Here is a 21,107-nt window from a genome sequence, read left to right on the forward strand (position 1 = left end):
ATTAGGTGTTAAGGGTAATGATTCTAGTATTACGAAAGCACTGGGAATCATATATTCTGGCAGCTTTTCTTTTAAGCATTGCCGCATTTCATTGGGGGTTGGTGTTGCCTCTTTTTCGGGGACAATGTAGGCGACTAAACGTTTGTTTCCTGGTGTATCTTCCCAGGCAATAATAACAGATGATTGCACTTGAGGATTTTGAGTTAATAATGTTTCTATTTCTCCTAATTCAATACGAAATCCTCGTATTTTTACTTGGTTGTCAATGCGTCCCAAATATTCAATATTACCGTCAGGTAAATAACGCGCTAAGTCCCCAGTTTTGTAGAGACGAGAATCTGAGTAATTACTAAAAGGATTAGGGATAAATTTTTCTTGTGTTAATTCGGGACGGTTAAGATAACCTCTTGCTAATCCTGCTCCACCTATGTGTAATTCTCCTGGAATACCTACAGGTACTGGTTGAAGATTGGAGTCTAAAATGTAGATTTGTGTGTTAGAAATTGGACGACCTATTGGTGGAAGTGATGGCCAAATATTGGGATAACCTGTTAAAGAAAATGCTGTTACTACATGGCTTTCTGTTGGTCCATACTGATTTTCTAGCCGACAATTAGGAAGCTTATTGAAAAAGTCTGTTAGTACCGGAGTAATTTTTAATTGCTCTCCAGCAGTAATCAATTCCTGAAGATTTTGAGGGAGAAATTGAGTATTAGCAGCACTCTGGGCTAACTGTTCTAACGCAACAAAAGGAAGAAATAGTCTTTCAATGGCTCCTTGTGTGAGCATTTTTAATAATGCTGTTCCATCTCTGCGGATTTCTTCTGTAATTAAAACGAATAGGCCACCTGAACACAAAGTAGAAAAGATTTCTTGAAAAGAAACATCAAAACTTATTGGTGTAAATTGACCTGTCTTTGTGCCATATTTAGCAGATGGTTGTTTCACTTGCCAAACTATAAGATTGACAAGCGGACGATGATTCATAGCCACTCCTTTTGGCTGTCCAGTAGAACCTGAAGTGTAAATCACATAAGCAAGATTATCTGAACTTACACCTGTATAAAGATTAGAATTACCAAATTGTCCAATCTTTTGCCAATCTCTATCCAAACAAACTGTCTGTGCAGTAGATGACGGTAAAAATGACAACAATTCCTGTTGAGTTAATAACACCTCAACTTTTGAATTAGCCAACATATAACTCAATCTTTCTGCTGGATAATTTGGGTCAAGGGGAACATAAGCCCCACCCGCTTTTAATATACCCAATAATCCCACAATCATCTCTAAAGAGCGTTCAACACAAATCCCCACTAATTCATCAGGTTTAACACCCAAAGATTGCAAATAATGTGCTAACTGATTAGCTCGACGATTTAACTCATTATAGGTTAATTGTTGACCTGAACATACCACCGCTACAGCATTAGGAGTCCGTTCAACTTGCTCCTCAAATAATTGATGAATACACTTATTTGAGGGATATTCAGCTTTAGTGTTGTTCCATTCGACTAATAGTTGATGTTGCTCTCGCTGTGTCAGTAAAGGTAACAATGACACTGGTTGCTGTGGATTTTCAACAATTGACTCTAGCAAAGTCACAAAATGCCCTGCCATGGGTGTGATGGTAGTATCCTCAAACAAGTCAGTATTGTATTGCCAGTTTAGTTGGAAGGTTTCTGCTGCTTCCATTACCATTAAACTTAGATCAAAGTCTGCACCGCGTTGATGTCCAAGTAAATAGGGAGCCATCTGTAGCATTGGTTCTTGACTGGGGGATAAGTTCTCCTTTTGTTCACACCAAGTTTGTGCTTGCCAAGTAAAACTAACTTGACAGAAAGGCGAACGGCTGGGATCGCGTTGTGGCTGGAGTTTTTCTACTAACAGAGAAAATGGGTAATCTTGATGCTTTTGAGCTTGCCTAACTATTTTGCTGACTTGAGCAAGAAGTTCCGTAAATGTGGCATTCTCCTCGACAAAAACTCTTAAAACGGTCAGATTAGAAAAGTAGCCGACAATCTCTTTAAACTCTTTACCCGTCCGACCCCTCATCGGGCTGCCTATGAGGATGTCTGTTTGATTAGTGTAACGGTAAAGTTGGACGTAAAATACTGTGAGCAGAATCCGATAAAGGGTTGTTCCTGTGGCTAGAGCTAGATGCTTGAGTTTTTCAATTAACTGTTCATCTAGCTTGGCAATATATGATGCCCCTTGATAAGTCTTTACTGGGGGGCGGGGTTTGTCTGGGAGCAAATTCAAAATTGGCAATTCGCCAGCTAATTGTTTTTGCCAATATTGCCACTGTTTTTCTCCTTTGGAACCCGATAGCATTTCTGACTGCCAGTGGACAAAATCTGCATAAGATTTTTTTTCACTGAGAGAATCTACTGTTTCTGGCTGCCCTTGACTAATTCGCTTGATTTCATTAGTATATGACGTTTGAAATTCACCCAGCAGTAAATTAAAAGACCACATATCACCAGCGATGTGGTGCATTGTGAGCAAGAGAATATGGTCTTCTGGTGAAAGAGTAAATAAATTCACCCTCAAAACTGAATCTTTTTCTAAGTTAAAAGGGGTGTCAGCTATAGCATAGATTTTCTCTCTTAAGTGGTCTTCGCTCCATTCGCTGGCATCTATTACCCCAACACTAAAATTCAGTTGTTGATTAACTTGTTGAACTGGTTTACCTTCATGACTGGTATATGTGGTTCTCAGAATCGGGTGCTTTTCAATAATTTTTTGCCATACACGATTGACAACAGGAATCTTTAAATAAGAATAAATTTTTGCAGTAATAAATATATTATAAGCAACGCTTTCTGGAGCAATCTGGTAGATTAACCACATTGCTTCTTGACCACGTGAAAGTGGGTAAATTGTTTTCATATTTATACTCATGAGTCTCCCGCATTTGTGATAAAAAAATGTTATCTAGGGGAAGGCGTATGCTTTATGCCCCTACAGAAACCGAATTTGCCCCACTGTAGGGGCGCAAGGAAGCCGAGTACAAAATGTAACATATATCGAACATTTTTAACCATGATATCGCAAGATATGTTATCGCTTTGAGGGAACGGGGAACAGGAAACGGGGAAGAAAATCGGCGCACCTCATTGCTTTGAAACCTGTATCCTGAAATCTTATCATAGAAAAAAAAATTTGTCATGGTCAACGAAATTCGGTAATATGTGGTAGTCTGAGAAGCGCTCACTAGCTTTAGCTATCAAAACAATGGTTACTTGTAGTAAGATAACGAGGGTGAAAAAAGCAGTAGCAGGGGGGCTGAGAAAGCCATCGCTCTATGCTGACAGATAAAGCGACGGGAGTATGTTAGCACAACTCAAGCACAATAACCTTAAAATTGTCGGGGAGCTTTATATTTTCGCCAATTGCCTTCTACACAGGGGAAGGTTTCTCCTGAAACTAGAACCCAACAGACAACCCCAGAATAAACTCCGCCAATCCAGCCAAAATCTAAAATCATTCCAGCAAAATGTCCACAACTCAAATATAAATGCTATATGTCCGCCAAAGTCTCTCAAGATCGATCGACGACTAATATTATCTCCGATGTCAGCAAATTTTGGCACAGTGTCAAGCTGATCGCTGCTCCCTATTGGTATCCTACTGAATCGGGGGGAAGGACTTTTGCCGATGTGATTCAAGCTTGGGCCATGCTCATCCTACTAATCGGGGTAATCCTAGGGGTTGTAGGCTTAAATGCCTTCAATAGCTTTGTTAGTAATTACTTAGTTGATGTCATTCTTGAAAAAAATGATTTTGATAAATTTGTCAAAACTTTGGTAGTTTTCGCGGTTGGACTGCTCTTTGTCACCCTTTTTGTTGGCTTGCTTAAATTTCTCAGGAAAAGAATCGCCCTGGATTGGTATGCTTGGCTCAATGACTGGATTCTCACAAAATATTTGCATAATCGCGCCTATTACAGAATTAATTTTAAATCCGATATCGACAACCCAGATCAGCGTTTATCCCAGGAAATTGAGCCGATTACCAGTAAAGCTCTCTCCTTTTTTGCAGTTTCCCTAGAAAATGTCCTAGATATGATCACTTTTTTAGTGATTCTCTGGTCAATTTCTTCCTCTGTCGCCATTATTTTAGTCGTTTGGACAATTCTCGGTAACGTCATTGCTATCTATTTTAACCAAGCCTTAAATAAAATCACTCAAGAAGAATTAGAACTTAAGGCTAACTATAATTATGCTCTAACCCACATTCGTAATCATGCGGAGTCGATCGCTTTCTTTGAGGGAGAAAATCAGGAATTAAATATTATTCAGCGGAGATTTAATAAACTCTTAGACAGTGCTAAACGTAAAATTGATTGGGAGAGAGGCACAGAAATTTTTAGTCGGGGCTATCAGGCGGCAATTCAAGTATTTACTTTTGTCATTTTGGGTCCTTTGTATATCAATAGTGAGGGCATTAGTTTCGGACAGGTCGGGCAAGCCTGTTTAGCGGCTAATTTGTTTGCTACGGCGCTGGCGGAATTAATTAGTGAATTTGGCACTTCGGCACAATTTAGCAGTTATGTTGAACGTCTATCGCAATTTTCCGAAGCCTTAGAAGAAGTCATTAAACAACCGGAAAATTTAAGCACGATTAAAACCATCGAAGAAACCCAATTTTCCTTTGAAGATGTCACCTTGCAAACCCCCGATTATGAACAAGTAATTGTCGAAAACCTCTCCCTTTCTGTTCAGCCTGGACAAGGTTTATTAATTGTCGGTCCGAGTGGTCGGGGTAAAAGTTCCTTGCTACGTGCGATTGCCGGTTTATGGAATGCAGGAACCGGCCGATTAGTGCGTCCCCCCCTAGAAGAAGTATTGTTTCTGCCCCAACGTCCCTATATAATATTAGGAACCTTGCGAGAACAGTTACTTTATCCCAATCGTAATCAAGAAACCAATGAGATAAGATTGAGGGAAGTTTTGCAAGAAGTCAATCTCCAAAATTTACTAAATCGAGTCGATAGCTTTGATACAGAAGAGCCTTGGGAGAACATTTTGTCCCTGGGAGAACAACAACGTTTGGCTTTTGCTAGGGTATTAATTACCCGTCCCAGTTTTACTATCCTAGATGAAGCCACAAGTGCTTTGGACTTAAACAATGAGGAAAATTTATATCGGCAATTGCAAAAAACTCACACAACTTTTATTAGTGTTGGACATCGGGAAAGTCTCTTTAACTACCATCAATGGGTTTTAGAACTCTCTAGTAATTCCCATTGGCAACTGCTTACAGTGGAGGAATATCGCCGACAAAAAGCGAAAGAAATTATTAATATTTCTGTCGATAATTCTCAAACTAGACTTGAAGATTTACCGAATCAGGAAACCGAGGTCAATCCTAAAATCAATTCTGCCAAGGAACCCCCCCCCGAATCGCCAACGACAACAATCTTAACAGAAGTCGAAGAAGGACTTTCCCATGCACAAATGAAGGAATTAAGCGACTATTCTCTCAGTAGCATTAGAAGCAAAGCCAGTCAGGGAAAATCAATTACGGGGAAAGATGGACTGACCTATCGCTATGACAAAGACCCTAAAATCTTAAAATGGCTAAGAGTTTAGCCGATGAGAGATGGGTCAAAAAACAACGTTAAACCATGACACCAACTTAGCTACCAAAAAAATGAATCAAACCCTGGTTAATCAACAACAGTTCTTCCAAGAAATCGTCCAAGATATCCAGCAAAATAAAATTGCAATTGCGGCGAAAAAACTGCGTCAACAGGAAGCAGATAACTGTGAAATTCCGGCTCAGTGGCTTCTGAAAACAGCAGCGGCTTTAGAAACCGATGACTGGAGCATTTTATCAGAAGATTTCATTAATCTGAATTTTATCGATAAAAATGGTTATTTTCTGATGATTGCTCCCTATAGCATCAATCGTCAGGGGAAGCAACAAGTCACTTTGAGTGCGATTTACGGAAAAATTCATAAAAATAGTGAACCTTCTATTGAACAACTAGAAAGGTTAATTCGTGAAAAATTTGGCAGTTTAGGACAACCGATTCCCAGAAATTTGTCCTTTACTGAAATTGCTAGTTGTGGTACAGTTAGCGGAGAAAAGGGGGAGGCTTTTATCGTTCCCCATAGGTGGACTTTTCCCAATAGTGTTCAGGGGCCAGCTTTAAATAATGCCAGTGAGCAAAAAAGACGCTTTTCCGGTTCTAGCTACGAATGTATCCGAAAAATTTTTGAGCCAGAAACGGCCGATTTACTATTAGGACCCCTAGAGGATCAAATTAATGGTGAACGCTATCGCCATCTCGATACCCAATTCCATGAAGCAGGTCATGCTAGTGGGTTGGGATTTGACTTGAAACTCAAAAATAAACTGTTTCAAAACTATACCTATGCCGGAGTCGAGGAGTGGCGCTCAGATAGTTTAGGCTTTGAATTTGCCGACTGTGCTTTACCTGCCGAAGAAGCGGGAAAATTAGTCGCTGTTAATTTCTGCATTCGCTTTGGTTTAGATGCTCACCGTTTAGGGGGTTTAGAAAAAGATGTGGATGTCCACGCTAGTTTGATCAGTTTGGAATATCTCTTGCAAAATGATGCTATTTATCTCACAAAAAATGGTCAATTGGCCCTGCGTAATGTCAGTTATCCAGGCTTACTAAAAGCGGTGGAAATGCACCGAACAAAAGCTTTATCTCTAACGCGAAGGGAGTTAAATCTAAATAGTCCAACAGGTCTTTTTGCTCTGTATAAAGTAGAGATTCATCCCGCAACCCAATTAATTTTTCAGGGACTAATTGTAGAGCGCTGCCGAGGAATTTGGTCAGAGTTACAATAAGTACCTAGGGTTTGCTGATAACCGGCCCGGGGAGGGATGTCAGTCAGCCATGTGCATCCCTCCAAGTACTAGGTCTCTACTACTTGATGGCGATAGGGATTGGGGTCAACTCCTCTGAGTTTCTCGCCACAGCAAGTGCCGGCCCTGGAATATTAGTCGTTGACTCCTACACATTTATTTATATATATCACTAGATAACTAAAATGTGTTAAGCTAGGCGGTAGCATTCTGGGAAATCACGACAGATAGATCAGTCTCTTATTAGTCAGAATCCCTGAACCCCTGATTACCTCTTTCTCCCCTAGGTGATTACAAAACCAATGGCTGAACAACGCTCTGTACTAAAATTTAATGGCATCGATGATCACATGGAGCTATCCCACGGATTTCTTGACATCGATCAGAGTATTACCATTACATTTTGGGCAAAAGGGGAAAATAATTTATCCACAGAAACCACTCTTTTAGAAGCTGTTAATCAGGAAAATAACCGCGTTCTACATATTACCTTGCCCTGGGGCGATCCCGTGAAACCTGCGATTTTTTGGGACGCGGGAAATGAAGAAGGTTTCGATCGAATTGAAAAAAAAGTCAAGCTTAAAGATTATAGTGATTGGACTCACTGGGCCTTGGTCAAAAATGCCACCACAGGCCGAATGTTGATCTATCGCAATGGTATCATTTGGCATCGTGGCAACGGTCATAACCGGGCCTTAACGGGGATTGAAAAAATCATCTTGGGAGCCTCTGTTAATCTCTCCCATTATTGGCAAGGTTGTCTTGCAGAACTTTCTGTTTGGAATCAAGCGCGTAGCCAAGAAGAAATCCAAGAAGCGATGTATCAATCTCCCTTAGTTGATGACCTTGGTTTAGTCACTTATTTATCACTCAATGGCAGTGCCGAGGATCAAACAAGTTATAGCAATCATGGTATTCTTTATGGGACAACCTGGCAACTAGATAGTCTTCCCTCCAAACCGACCTCGATCCCTAAATCAAAAACTCAGACTGGCAGTAAAGCTAGAAGGAGTGCGAAAAGGATAACAATGGTCAACGAAATTTTTAACTCCCTTGAAGAAGAAGAAGTGATTGAACAGGATGCTCCATCTGAAAATCAAGAACCTTCCCGGGAAGATAATTCAGAATCAATTATAATTGCCGAAGAAGCTGCCCTTGCCAGCAATGAAATTGAGGAGATTACTGAAACAGCAATTTCTCAACCGGATAGCCTCACTTATTCAAACCAGAAAAAACGGTTAATTATTTGTTGTGATGGTTCTTGGGAAGACTCTGCCAGTGCTTACCCCACCAATGTGGTTAAATTCGCCGAATCTATTAAGTATATTGCCGAAGATCAAACCCCCCAAATCGTCTTTCTGTCAGGTTCTGGCAGCCCCGAAGATAACGAATTTATTAAAAGTTTAGGGAATGAAACTTTTGGCTGGGGCCTCGATCGAATGATTCAAGATGCCTATCGTTTTCTTGTCCTTAACTACAATCCCACAACCGAGGATGAAATTTATTTGTTAGGTTTTAGTCGAGGAGCATATATCGTTCGATGTTTGGCCAGTTTTATCGATAAATGTGGAATCCTAAAACGCTCTAAGATTAAAGAAATTCCCCTAGCTTATCAACTCTATCGAGACCACACCGTTAGTTCCGATAGTGCCAAAGCTCAACAATTTCGTGCCGCTAATGCTAAAAAAATTGAGACAGAAAAGGAAGATTTTCAAGATCGTATTCCAGTCAAGATGTTAGGTTGTTGGGATACAGTTGGCAATTTTGGTATTCCCGATTTAACTCCCTGGTTTCCCCTGGCTAAGTTTTATCATAAAAAATATGAATTTAGTAATACAAAACTAAGTCCGATTATCCAGAATGCTTTTCATGCTGTTGCCATTGATGAAAAACGTAAAAACTTCCCTTCCACTCCGATCAAAGCCAATCCCGAAAATCCTGAACAAGTTGTCAAAGAAGTTTTATTTGTCGGTGAACATACCTGTCTAGGTGGTGGCAAAAAAGAATATCAAGGACTTTCCGACTACCCGTTACAATGGATGATTAATCAAGCCAAAAAATTGGGATTAGAGTTTAATTCAACTACCTCTGAATCCGAGGAATTCCAAATTAAACCAGACCCGACCATCAAGTTCGATAATACTGTTAAAGGATTGTCGGCCTTGGGAGGTGAGCAATGGCGATATTTCAATACAAAAGTTGTCACTGTTCATCACAGTGTGGTAAAACGATTAAAGGCCTTTTCCGATTATCGTCCCAAAAGTCTTGAACCTTTTCTTAAAGCTTTACTTGACGACGATCAACAGACAGAGTAACCTTGCTTTAAAATTAAACTAATCCTTCGCTAGAAATTTGAGGTGATTTTTATGGAACTCGATAACATTATCAAAAAAGTGGCAGGTACTTATTTAGCTTCGGCTATTATTGCTGTCATCGTGCTAATTTTCACCCTCGGACAACCCTTTGTAGTTTTTCTGGGTATCGGAGCGATGGGGTTGGTTACTGTCTTAGGAGATGCGATCGCCGAGTACGGAATTGAAGCGGTTCTGAATGCTTTTTACACTGAGCGAAGTAAAAAAGAATCCCTGGAAACACTTTTAGCTGAAATTGATGCTTTACCTCTGACTGATGACCTGAAATTAAAAACCAAAAAACACTTGACTGACCATCAAGAACAGACAGTAAAGCAGCAAGAAACGGTAACTGAGCCAACTCCTGAAAATCCTCAAACAGTTGTTATTGAAAATGAACCAGTTATTGAAAATGAACCAGTTATTGAAAATGAACCAGTTGTTGTTGAAGTTGAAAATGTTTAATTAGGTATTGCTCCCTCTTGCAAGAGATGGGGGCAGCGGATGATTATTGCTAAGTATTGAGGAATTTTTTGGTCTAAGATAGCTATGCTAAATAGGAACTCTCAACATCTGATGACCTATAAAAAAATTGCCATTTATGAGCAAAGCTATCAACTTCCTGTTTTTAAAAATAGATACTTAAAAAATTTTCAGAAAATCATCAAGGAACGTCGGAAATTAATTCAAGAAGGAGTTCGCTACCATTACTATTTTGGTAAGATTATTAAACGAAAAGAAAAAATTACTCAACAAGAAATCTTGATCGAGACTCAGTTATTAATTAAAGACTATAATTTACTAATTAATGGACTAGAAATCTATCAGGACGGATATTATCGTTTTTTACTCCAACTCAGTGACAATCTCAAAATTTTATTTTCCCAAAAATATCAAGAATTGAAAATATTAGACTACGAGAGAATAAAGTTAGAAATTAAAAACAATAATAATCAGAATATTCTCAATCAACTCAAGCTAGAAAAACAGGAAAATTTTCGGTCAATTTTGCTACTGGGAAAAACATCTTTTTTGATGTTGAGAAAAACTAAATTACTAGGAGAAGGAGTTCAGAAATTAGCCGAGGATACTCAAAAGCAGAAAAAAATTGTGCAAGCAATTATTCAAGAACTCAAAATTTATGAGGAATTAAATCATTATCAACTCAAATCTCAACGAGTTCGCCAAGAAATTGCTGATCTTGCCCAAAATGCGATTAATTTTGAAAACTACTTACAGGACTATTTTGCTCCTTTTCAATTATTAATAGAAGAAGTGATTAAGGTGGATGAAGAATTTTATGCAACAGTTGGAGAAATTAAGTATTTGGTAGATAATATTTTTCCACCTCAGCCTGCTCTCTTAGAAACGTCAGATTCAGCCATAAATTCTGAGTTTTTGCTAAATTTTCTGGCGACTGGTTACGAGAAAGAAGCAAGGTTAAAAGAGGCTTTTTCCTCTGATCAATTTAATGATTACTTATTCAATGAAAGTGAATGGTCAGAACAATTTATTTCCCTAGAAAAAACCATCAATAAATTATCTCATCATTTAGCAGAACAAGAGGCTTGTCAAAAAGACACTATCCCCAAAACTCCCCTGGCAATAGTTGTCTCTCAATTCACTCAAAACAGTCTTCACAAATCTTCTACTTCTAAAAATCCCCAGACTTCCCCAAATATCTTAACTCAAGAATCGGCTGATATTGATTATAATCAATTACAAGATTTGCTAAGAAAGCAACAGTGGCAAGCGGCCGATCGCCAAACAACCCAACTACTATTAAAAATTTTGGGTAGAACCTACTGGAATGAGGTTTATCCTCAAGATATTGCTCAATTACCTTGTTCGGATCTGAAAAAAATTGATCAACTTTGGCTTCATTATAGTAATGGTCATTTCGGTTTTAGTATTCAGCAAGCCATTTTCTCTAGTCTCGGTGGTTTAGTGGATTATGAAACCCAAAAGAAACTTGGCGATCGGCTGGGTTGGCGGAAAGAAGGTCAATGGCTCAATTATGAGCAACTAAACTTTGAATTAGAGCCGAATTCTCCCCTCGGTCATTTACCCGTTCATTGGTTGATTTTTGAAGAAAATCTTTGTTACCCATCTGCGGAAGCTTCTGACAATCAAAACTCCGTGGCTTTCTGGAGAGTTGGCAATTGGTTATTGTGGCAACTTCATCTCGTTTTAAGCAAAATTCAAGCCTGTGGAATTATTCCTCTGTCTGACTTTTAAAGCGATTATCTAAGCTGTTGACTATCTAAATTATTCGTTAATTGACACTCCCCGCGCGCTAAAGCGACTGGGATTCTTGGTTCAAAGAGATTACTTGCTTAGACAGAATTGCTTCTGAAAAAGTAGAGGTATTCTCTCCCCAAGCGTTTATTGGGTCGAGCATCGAAAGTTCCTGTATGCCCTACAGTACCTAACCCCTTCTTAAGGATATTGATAGCGGCGTTTTCATCCCGATCTAAAACACATCCACACTTGCATTGATGGGTTCTAGTCGATCAAGATTTTTTGACAGTTTCACCACAGTTTGAACAATTTTGACTTGTATAATTCGGTGCGACAGCAATTGTTATCTTGCCAAATTTAACCCCAAAATACTCTATCCATTCTCGAAACTGATACCAGGACGCATCATTTATCGATTTAGCTAAACAATGATTCTTAACTAAGTTCTTAACTCTTAAATCGACCTGGGCTATCACATCTAAGAAGTGAACTACGCACCTTGCTAACTTCACAGCAAAGTCTTTACGTTGCCTATTTACTTTAAGGTGAGCTTTAGCTAATCTTTGTCTAGCTTTTTGACGATTTTTACTTCCCTTTTTCTTTTTAGATAATCGTCTTTGAAGTCGTTTTAATCTTTTCTCGGACTTTTTCAAAAATTTAGGATTATCAACCTTGTTGCCATTGTTATCTGTATAGAAAGAAGCTAATCCCACATCTAGTCCGATACACTTACCTGATGGCTTAACATCTTCTTTAACGTCACAAGAAAGAACAAATTGACAATAATAGCCGTCAGCACGTTTAATAAGCCTAACTCGCTTAATGTCAGACTACTGAAAGTATCCTAAATCCCAAGTGCCTTTTAGTTTAAGTGTTCCAATCCCCTTTTGATCGCTAAAGTGAATAGTTTTAGGATTAATCAGCTTCCATCCTGTTGTTTTATATTCAACCGAGCGAGAAAACTTTTTCAACCGTGGATACCCTTTTTTCCCGATTACCTTCTGCTTACAGTTGTCAAAGAAACGGGAAATAGAAGACCATGCCTTTTCAGCCGATGCTTGCCTTGCCTGAGAATTTAATTGACCAGCAAATTTAAAGTCATGGGCTAAAACTCGACAATAAGCTGATAGATCATAATTGTTTACACCTTTGTTGTCCATCCAATACCTTAAGCATTTATTGCGGATGAATTGGGCGGTGCGGATAGCATCGTCTATAGCCTGATATTGTTTTAATTTAGCCTCAACCTTAAACTCTAGGACAAACATTTACGCTAAAATTTCAAGAATAAACTTATTCTAACAGATTAAATATTAAACTGACAACCCATTATCTAAAAACAGCCCTTTAGCGTAGCAGAGGGCGGGGGTTTAAACCCAAGTTTTCGGTAAAGATTGTGTTGTAATTCACTCGATCCCGAACGTCACCGAAACGACCGCGGTAATATCTTTGTCGAGCGAGGAGGTGTCGTAAATTCCCGAATCGCTCACGTCAGTGGAATTGCGCGAGGTGATCTGAAAAACTCCCGTTTTCGCATCGCGCACCCTTCCCACCCGACTGCCGGTACTACTGGCGATCGCTTCGGCTCTGGCTCTCGCATCCTTGGTCGCTGCCGCCACCATTTCCACCCGCAGCTTATCGAGTTGGGTGTAAAGGTATTGGGGGGGTTCGGAGACGAGGTTAATTCCCTCCTCGATCAATTCCGTTACCTGCCGAGAAAGTTCCGTGTAACGGGCCACATCCCCCGCTCGGATCTCGAAGCGTTGGGTGAGGCGATAGGCGAGAATTTGCCCGGTTTCCTGGCCGTTAGCTGTTACTTCGGGAATCGCCATCGTCTCGATCGCGTTGGTGGTGATTGCGTCGTCGGGAACTTGTTTTTCTTTGAGATAAGCTCGTATCCGCTCGGTTTGCCGGATCAGATCGCGGTAGGCTTCGCGGGCGGTGGGTTGTTGACTGGAAACCGATAAACGCCAGAGAATATAATCGGATGTAATCGCCCTTTTTGCCGAACCAGTCACGACAAAAACATCGCTGGCCCGTTTCACCGCTAAGAGGGAGCGCGCCGCTATCCAGGAACTCAAGACGAGAGCGATCGATAGCACCGACAAACCTGCGAATACTTGTGGGAAACGTCGGAATATAGAACTGTCTTTCATCATCCCCATCCTAGAAATCGGACGTTTCTATCCTATGCTAGTAGCGAGCGAGTTGAAATTATTATTTACAAAAATCAATTTTTCTTGCGTCAGGTTGATGCGCTTTTACAGATCGACTATCTTGGCCAGAAATCACCTAAAAAGAGGCATAAAGCCTCTTTTTTGCAACAATCCCCAAGATATCTGAGATTGCGGTCGCTTTCGCTCAAAACTTGACTGGATAAGCTTTCCTCTGATTCTTCTCTATTTGAGGGACATTTTAAAACTGCGATCACGGAAATCTCCTTTAGAATAGCAATTCTAAATTTGCCCTGTAGCAAGGCTTTTGGGGGTTAGTTCGCATAATACGGCATAAAATTCCATGGGATTGCGAATTTCATTTCACGAGTCTTCAGGCTTTTGACGTGATAGTACATCCAAAGTTGCCCAAAAATCCCCCTTTAAAATGTTCTTAAAATCACTAAAAGACTTGCTGTGTCTAAAACTGAGAATTGCTAAATTGAAAATGTTAGCTTTATTTTCAACCGTTATTATGATATAATTAGGGTTGGCTGAATAAATCCAAAAACCTTGTTGGGTAAGACTTTTAGACTTTTTGTCAATCAAAAAGTACCGGACTGGGAGTGATCAGGGGGAAAATTCAGGGACTTTTTCCCTGAAAATTAGGTAGTTGACCCCCTGAAAATCGGTAAAACCCTACACCCCACACCCCACACCCTGCCCCCAAGAAAAACTTTTTGCCGCAAACCCTAATTAAAAGGCAAATTTATTAATGATTTGGATCATGACTACGACGACAATTGAAATTGGAACTTTAATCGATCATTCTCCTGAAATTCGAGGAGGAAGACCAACAATTACTGGGACAGGATTTACAGTACGCCGCATTGTTTCTTGGTATAAATTAGGGCTGACTCCTGAAGAAATTTTAAACCGGATAGGACATCCCCATTTGGATTTAGCCAAAGTTTATGCGGCTTTAACTTACTATCATGCCAACAGGGAAGAAATTGAAACTGATTTAGCTCAGGAAGAAGCCGAGGTGAAACAATTTGAACAGGAGTGGCTTCAATCTAAGTTAAATAAATAGTCAAGCTGACATTATATTTAGATGAAGACTCGATGGATCAGAGCCTTGTAGCGGCTTTAAGAGCTAGAGGAGTCGATGTGATAACGGCTACAGAAGCAGCGATGTTGGGGAGCTCCGATTCAGAACAATTAGACTATGCTACTGGTCAAGGAAGGGTATTATACACTTTTAATCGAGGCGATTTTTACCGCCTACACACTCAGTATTTAACGGAAAGTAAATCTCATCTAGGAATCATACTCGCTCCTCAACAACGTTACTCAATTGGAGAACAATTACGCCAAATTTTGGAATTAATTTCTGGGAAAACAAGTGAACAGATCGAGAATAATGTAGAATTTATTAAAGGGTAAGCTACAATTTACAAATCTTAAAACTTAAATCCTATTCCTCGCTCTTTTGCCATTTATTTCGCTTTTTTTAAGCTCATAAAATCTCTGCCTATTTATACACACAGAAACGGCGAAAAATGCCGACTACAGATAAAGCCGCCAGAAGAGGAGTTTGTCTAATAGCTTCGTGAAGCGTCTGGTACTAAATTCGGTTATTAAAAACTGATTATCTGTTGCCCCTTTTGTCTATTGCTTATTACTTTTGCCTGTACTGATGTGTAGCCTATACTCAACGGATTTAGTATAATAAGAAAAACTCTAGTATTCATCATGTACCAAATCACTCTCTCCCTACCCGATGAAACCGCCCTCGCTTTACATCTCACCCCAGAACAACTGGCACAAGAAATCTCTCTTCTTGCTGCCATTAAACTTTATGAACTGGGAAAACTTTCCTCTGGCACTGCTGCCAATTTAGCAGGTATTCCACGAGTTGTTTTTCTTTCTAAACTTGCAGACTATGGAGTTGATACCTTCCGACTCAAGGAAGCAGAATTAATCGAGGATCTGGCCAATGCCTAACGTCATTGCCGATACATCACCGATTCAATACCTCTATCAGACTAACTTACTTGAGTTACTACCAAACTTTTACGGACAGATAATTATTCCTTTTTCAGTAGATCAAGAGTTAGCTGTTGGAAAGGCTTCTGGAATCTCTTTACCTGATATAACCTCCTTAAGTTGGATAATTATTCAACAAGCAAAATCAGTTTCTCTTTTACCCCTTGTCACTGATTTAGGAAAAGGAGAAAAAGAAGTATTAGCTTTAGCAATAGAAATTCCCGATTCTCTCGCTTTACTTGATGATGGATTGGCAAGACGATATGCAAACTTATTAGGAATAAAACTCACTGGAACAATGGGAATATTATTAAAGGCTAAACAAAATTGTTATCTACACCGTATTGAGCCAATTCTTAATCAACTAGAATTGCTGAATTTTCGCTTAGATGCCACTACGCGTACTTCTGTCTTAAAATTAGCTGGTGAAGGATAGAATAGTTCCCCTTCCCTCTCCCCTCGGTAACAGACGTGCGGGACAACTAATCGAAAATACCGTTCAATCAAAGACAGAATTTGCTTTCCTGTGAGTGCCGCTTTCACCCCTAAACGTTTACGATGATGAACAGTAAACGGTACAGGTCAAACAAATGAGATTAATTTCTTGATTTCGGTCTTTTAAAGATCGGCTCATTTGATTGTTCCTTGATATTCTGCGGGGAAGGATTTTCCTTCTGGTCAGGAGAAGCTTTGATCGTTTTGATCGGGATTCCGCGAGATAATGGAGAATCTAAAAAAACCTCGATCGGAATTCCCCAGTTAGGACTATGGGTACTATCTAACACCGAACAGTTTTCTGTACTGTTCTCATAGGTTCCAGCCGTAGCATGAATAGCCACCACTTGATCATGTTGATTAAAAACTCCAGCCCCACTCATTCCTTCAATTGTTGGATTTGTATATTTGACTCGATTTCCCTCTTGAAAGTGTTTTTTTGGATCGTCGAGATTCTCTAAAAGCTTTTTATCATTTTCGGTATACTCTTGATCGGATCGGACGATCTGCTCTATAGTTCCACGTGTCAACTCCTCTTTGGGTTTTCCAGAACAATATCTCCAACCTAATACCGAGACTGCTTGACCTTGAGAGATATTGCGATTTAAAGTGACAGTAGGATAATCCATCTCGCTGGTGAATTTAACAATGGCTAGGTCTAATGTTCTATCTGGGATAATTTCTTGGATCGGATAGAATCGACGGTCGTAGGTAACGATCTCTTTTGAAGATGGGTTATCTACTACGTGTTTAGCGGTTAGCACATAGTAATTATTAGAAGCGGAACCGATGATTATACCCGTTCCTATTCCTTTGATATACACAGTAGATTTTCTTAATATTTCGGAAATTACTGATGGATTTACCTCCTGCTGTTGTGGCGTAGTGCCGTCTTTTTCACAACCTACCAATATACCCCATAAAAGAATTGACAAATAAATGGTATAAATAGCTCGATACTTCATCTTTTTTACTTTGCTTTCGTGAAAAATATTTCTTTTTTTAAGAGATTTTTTATTAACCAGTGTTGTCATTAAATTCAAATTGAATGGTAACAATTTCACTTTTAGATATATCATATCTTTGTTTAAGATTTTTCCCTTTACAAACAATTTGATAAATAACTGTGTTATTTTCCTCTGTTTTATATAGCTCGTATCGATAATAGTGTTTATCAGGATTTACTATTTTTGGGATAATAGTTTTGTTTTGATTGCTTCCCAAACTTAAGGGAGTAAGCATTATTTGACAGTTATGTGCAGCTTCCAATTTTGTGGACTTATGTGTAGGAAAATCGACTACCTTTTCAGAATTTGATATAAAAAATTTAATTTTGTGGTTCGATTCTATCTGAAATGTTGCTATTTCTGTTGGATGAAAATAAATCCAAAAATTTTCGATTCTATTTTTAAGGATTGTCAAAACTACTGATATTATCAGAATCAATACTATCAAAGGCAATACCCCCGATAGTATCAAGATCATGTTCAACTTTTGTTCAAGAGTTAGCCGATCAACAGCAGTCATGGGGTTTAACTTACTTACCCCACGAGTTTCTGATTTGACGGAAGGAGGTGGGGACAAAAATCCGATCGGTTCTAATTGAGGCGTGGAGGTCGGTAAATCTCTAAATAATTGCTGGGAATTAAGCGATAAATACCAATCAATAGGTAATCCCAAAGATAAGGGAGCATTTTCTTGAATAATTAACGGAACTCTCTCATTATCTGCGTAGTTATTTTGTGGGGCATCAGTCGTGGTTTTTCCTTTTCCATTGATTCCTACTAAATGCCCTTTATGATCGAGAATTGCACCTCCACTGGTTCCTTCCTCGGTGTCATTGGTAAAAGCCAATTGATATCCGTCCTTTAGATAGCGATCAATAACCCATCCTTTGCCTTTGGTAAAAAGAAATTCTGCTGAACAATCAATACTAGGAACTGCACTTAATTTACAGGGAAATCCAGTCACAAAAAAGTCACTTTTATCTGGCAAATTTTCCGAGGTTTTTTTAATGGCTGTTTCGTATTGATAAGGACTCTCGAACCATAACAAGGCTAGATCAGCTTTTACCCCCATTTGCTCGAATTTAGCCTTGGGATGAATTTGACCTCTATGAATGAAACCCTCATGAGTTTGAATATAAAATTTGTCAATTCCAGATGAGACATGAGCGTTTGTTAAGACTAAATAATTGTAGATGCTTTGACTATTTTTCCGTTTGATTTCTTGCCTATCAACGATAACTCCCGAACCACTGACGTCTGTTGTCAATGGCCAATCTTCCCATAAAACTGTGTAAACTCTTACAGTGATCAATCTAGCGATATCCCTTATTATATCTTCATCCATCTTCCCTATAGAGTTTTGCTCATCAGCATGAGAAGTTTGTCCGTCGATAGGATTTAAAAAAGCTTGCATGGTGAACAACACCATGCAAGTTAACAGAAAGATAACGATAAATTTTCTAAGTTTCATGATTACTGCGAAACACACACTTCTCTGGCCACCTTCTCTTCACCTCGTAAAACCGCCATAATGTTAACGAAAGTTGACTTATTACCACACTGCTTGAGAGGCCGCCCAGAAAAGTTTCTATCATTGAGAGCGAACAAATCTTCTAATAATTGACTAGGGCTTTCTTTCCCACCACTACCATCCTCGAATCCGTAAATATTTCCATCAAGCGTCCACAGAAGTTGCTCTTCTCTACATTTAGCTCCCTCTTGATTCGTAGTACAAATTGTAGGATTTCCGTTGATATAATCAGCCCTTATATATTGACCACCTTTACTGAACTTTTCATTAAGACGATTACTGACCTCTTGACAGCGTCGATGGGTAGTGTAGCCAGCCTCTCTCGCTAACGGTTCTAACCACCGAATCAATTGACGTGGTTGGTTCTGCCATTGCGGGCTAGTAGCCACAGTAGTGGGAACACCACTACTGAAAGTTTGACACTGAAACGTCACTGGCGGGTTTTTTGCGAAAATCGGCTGAGAGAATAAGACCGAAAATCCGACTACTGCCGCTACAAGAACTATTGCGAACCTCTTGAGTCTATTCAACGTTAAAACCCTCCAAAGGATAATACTCAGATCATCTTAACTCAACAATTTCTGCACCCGTGTTCGTTTTGTCACGATTTTCTGACAAAATCAAGGTACTCTGATCGGCTTTCGGTAGGAATCAGTCGGCAAAAATAGGGGTTCTGATGGCTCGATCAACCGTTCTCGTTCATTTTCTTCAGTGCGAAGGAATAGAGGTTTATCGGAACCTCTAGTCGGTAGCACATCCCGACAAATTTCTAGGTGGCGATGAGATTGACAATTCAACACTAGATTTTTCCAGACAAAGTGCAGATTGTATTGGGCGGTATAGAGACTTAACGAGCTAATCAATAATCCCAACAGGGGTATAATCTGATGAAATTGACGTGTCATGGCTCTTCTCGACTTTGTGTGATAATTTTTGTTTATGTAAGGTGAAATGGTTACTGGAAAAGACTTTTAGGGCTATTTTACCGAAGAAACTATCAGTATATACCCCATTTCCACACAGAAACCAGAATCATTTCTTTCCCTTATCGAGCCAGACGATTAGATGTGCTTTGACTCTAGCCTAGTTCTTCTTTAGATTATCGGGACGAAGAAAAATCTCTCCCCCGTTTTCGGGTGGCGAAGAAGGACTAGGAGATGGGTTTGGAATTGGGGACTTGCTCGGCTTCAGTAGATTAAAACCCCAGATAAATCCTGTGATCATGACTAATATCATCAAAAACTTGCCCAGAGGTATATTGACCATAGGAATCTGGGTATTGATCGCCGAACGAAGAACACTGACTCGACTATGATTGATAACTACTGTTTTTTCCAAATGATGCAAGTCTTCAAGAATTTCCTCTACGTTTTTATAGCGATCTGTGTGGTTTTCTTGAATCATTCGATCGATAATAGCCGCTAGTTGATCCCCCACGTCATTAGACTTTGTTCTCCATGCGAGCAGTTTGGTACTCGAATTACGAGATATATCTTTTGGTTCAATACCAGTTAAAGCATTAATAACAGTCATTCCCAAAGCATAAATATCACTATTGAATTCTGGATAACCGTCCATTTGTTCTTTTGGCGTATAACCACTGGTATAAATTTTAGTTAGATTCCCTCCCGATAAATTCGGTAATTTTGAACTGGTTAAAAGAGGTGCTTTGACTCCTCCAAAATCAATCAAAATAATTTTTTTATCTCGATCCCGACGCAAGATATTCGATGGCTTGATGTCTCGATGAATTACTTGTTTTTTATGAATGTATTCTAAAACGGGGAGAATCCCTAGCAAAAATTCAATGACTTCCTGTTCCTCAAATTTTCCCCGATTGCGAATTTCTTCTTCCAGCGAATTGCCCTCTATATATTCTTGAACTAAATAAAATTCTTGATTGTCTAAAAAGTAGGCAAGTAAATAAGGAATTTGATCGTGTTTGCCTAAATTCACTAGCGTTTGAGCTTCTCGATTAAATAACTCCTGCGCTTTTTTAAGTTCCTCTTGGTTATTGCTTTTAAAGATAAGCTTCTTAATAACACATTGACTTCCTAAACGCCGTGAATCTTCAGCTATATAGGTTTCTCCAAATCCACCCACACCCAATTTTTTTACAATTTTATAATACTGGCCAATAATCATTGAGGGTTTCATGGTCTTGGTTGGCAATCTTGACAGAAGATGATTTATATTCTAGCAACCATGCCCACAAAAAAGCACCCCCTCGCGGGAGTGCCTTTTCATTCAGACTAGGAATTAACCATTGATAGCGGGAGCAATCAGAGCTACGGGAGCCTGTTCACCACTAGCCAAGTCTAAGGGGAAGTTATGTGCATTACGCTCGTGCATTACTTCCATACCGATACCAGCGCGGTTTAACACATCGGCCCAAGTACCAATTACACGACCTTGAGAATCGAGAATCGACTGG

17 protein-coding genes and 1 pseudogene are annotated in these 21,107 nt (G+C 39.4%); 9 read left to right on the top strand and 9 right to left on the bottom strand.

Annotated elements, in window-relative coordinates:
* Together IM479_RS19195 and IM479_RS19200 are read right to left on the bottom strand one after the other, a co-directional pair.
* On the bottom strand, window positions 1–2,892 hold a 2,892-nt coding region (locus tag IM479_RS19195; RefSeq protein WP_287686773.1), incomplete at its 3' end, for a non-ribosomal peptide synthetase.
* A 469-nt stretch (window positions 2,893–3,361) separates the two neighbouring features.
* Window positions 3,362–3,490 (bottom strand): hypothetical protein, encoded by a 129-nt coding sequence (locus tag IM479_RS19200; RefSeq protein WP_287686775.1) that lies wholly within the window; start codon window positions 3,488–3,490, stop codon window positions 3,362–3,364.
* A gap of 37 nt (window positions 3,491–3,527) precedes the next feature.
* Between IM479_RS19200 and IM479_RS19205 the strand changes: the two genes are divergently transcribed.
* The 5 genes from IM479_RS19205 to IM479_RS19225 all read left to right on the top strand — a co-directional run bounded on the left by IM479_RS19205 (window position 3,528) and on the right by IM479_RS19225 (window position 11,435).
* Window positions 3,528–5,597, top strand: a complete 2,070-nt coding sequence (locus tag IM479_RS19205; RefSeq protein ID WP_287686777.1) for an ABC transporter ATP-binding protein/permease — start codon at window positions 3,528–3,530, stop codon at window positions 5,595–5,597.
* A 61-nt stretch (window positions 5,598–5,658) separates the two neighbouring features.
* A complete protein-coding gene (locus IM479_RS19210; protein WP_286824177.1) occupies window positions 5,659–6,828 on the top strand; it encodes a DUF6014 family protein in 1,170 nt (389 codons plus the stop codon).
* A gap of 320 nt (window positions 6,829–7,148) precedes the next feature.
* Window positions 7,149–9,161, top strand: a complete 2,013-nt coding sequence (locus IM479_RS19215; RefSeq protein WP_287686779.1) for a phospholipase effector Tle1 domain-containing protein — start codon at window positions 7,149–7,151, stop codon at window positions 9,159–9,161.
* Window positions 9,162–9,212: 51 nt separating this feature from the next.
* Window positions 9,213–9,662, top strand: coding sequence for a hypothetical protein (locus tag IM479_RS19220; protein WP_286824179.1), 450 nt, complete (start codon window positions 9,213–9,215; stop codon window positions 9,660–9,662).
* A 111-nt stretch (window positions 9,663–9,773) separates the two neighbouring features.
* Complete coding sequence (locus IM479_RS19225; protein ID WP_287686781.1) at window positions 9,774–11,435, top strand: GUN4 domain-containing protein; 1,662 nt, start codon at window positions 9,774–9,776, stop codon at window positions 11,433–11,435.
* 58 nt (window positions 11,436–11,493) lie between these two features.
* Here the strand turns inward: IM479_RS19225 and IM479_RS19230 are convergent.
* Together IM479_RS19230 and IM479_RS19235 are read right to left on the bottom strand one after the other, a co-directional pair.
* Window positions 11,494–12,706 (bottom strand): annotated as a pseudogene (locus tag IM479_RS19230) (RNA-guided endonuclease InsQ/TnpB family protein).
* 138 nt (window positions 12,707–12,844) lie between these two features.
* Window positions 12,845–13,594, bottom strand: a complete 750-nt coding sequence (locus IM479_RS19235; RefSeq protein WP_287686790.1) for an SIMPL domain-containing protein — start codon at window positions 13,592–13,594, stop codon at window positions 12,845–12,847.
* Between the two features lie 784 nt (window positions 13,595–14,378).
* On the opposite strand from IM479_RS19235, the gene IM479_RS19240 reads away from it, so the two are divergent.
* The 4 genes from IM479_RS19240 (at window position 14,379) to IM479_RS19255 (ending at window position 16,076) form a co-directional block, all read left to right on the top strand.
* A complete protein-coding gene (locus tag IM479_RS19240) occupies window positions 14,379–14,684 on the top strand; it encodes a DUF433 domain-containing protein (protein WP_286824183.1) in 306 nt (101 codons plus the stop codon).
* Entirely contained in the window at window positions 14,681–15,037 is a 357-nt protein-coding gene (locus tag IM479_RS19245; RefSeq protein WP_287686791.1) for a DUF5615 family PIN-like protein, read from the top strand. The genes IM479_RS19240 and IM479_RS19245 overlap by 4 nt, the downstream gene beginning before the upstream one ends.
* A gap of 309 nt (window positions 15,038–15,346) precedes the next feature.
* The gene (locus IM479_RS19250; RefSeq protein ID WP_002739985.1) at window positions 15,347–15,598 is read left to right on the top strand and encodes a UPF0175 family protein; all 252 of its coding nucleotides are present in this window, start codon (window positions 15,347–15,349) and stop codon (window positions 15,596–15,598) included.
* A complete protein-coding gene (locus tag IM479_RS19255) occupies window positions 15,591–16,076 on the top strand; it encodes a PIN domain-containing protein (protein ID WP_287686783.1) in 486 nt (161 codons plus the stop codon). The genes IM479_RS19250 and IM479_RS19255 overlap by 8 nt, the downstream gene beginning before the upstream one ends.
* A gap of 160 nt (window positions 16,077–16,236) precedes the next feature.
* Here IM479_RS19255 and IM479_RS19260 read toward each other — a convergent pair whose 3' ends face one another.
* From IM479_RS19260 to IM479_RS19280, 5 genes are all read right to left on the bottom strand, one after another.
* Window positions 16,237–17,169, bottom strand: coding sequence for a S1 family peptidase (locus IM479_RS19260; protein WP_287077743.1), 933 nt, complete (start codon window positions 17,167–17,169; stop codon window positions 16,237–16,239).
* Window positions 17,153–18,556: a S1 family peptidase gene (locus IM479_RS19265; protein WP_287686785.1), complete on the bottom strand. Its 1,404-nt coding sequence runs from the start codon at window positions 18,554–18,556 to the stop codon at window positions 17,153–17,155. Before IM479_RS19265 ends, IM479_RS19260 begins: the two co-directional genes overlap by 17 nt.
* 59 nt (window positions 18,557–18,615) lie before the next feature.
* Complete coding sequence (locus tag IM479_RS19270; RefSeq protein WP_287686787.1) at window positions 18,616–19,107, bottom strand: COP23 domain-containing protein; 492 nt, start codon at window positions 19,105–19,107, stop codon at window positions 18,616–18,618.
* A gap of 186 nt (window positions 19,108–19,293) precedes the next feature.
* Complete coding sequence (locus IM479_RS19275; RefSeq protein ID WP_287077746.1) at window positions 19,294–19,578, bottom strand: hypothetical protein; 285 nt, start codon at window positions 19,576–19,578, stop codon at window positions 19,294–19,296.
* A 178-nt stretch (window positions 19,579–19,756) separates the two neighbouring features.
* Window positions 19,757–20,830 carry a serine/threonine-protein kinase gene (locus IM479_RS19280; protein WP_287686789.1) on the bottom strand — a complete coding sequence of 358 codons (1,074 nt, stop codon included), beginning with the start codon at window positions 20,828–20,830 and terminating at the stop codon, window positions 19,757–19,759.
* Between the last annotated feature and the right edge of the window lie 277 nt (window positions 20,831–21,107).

The sequence above is a fragment of the Microcystis sp. M165S2 genome (genome assembly GCF_020245885.1).
Lineage (GTDB): Bacteria > Cyanobacteriota > Cyanobacteriia > Cyanobacteriales > Microcystaceae > Microcystis.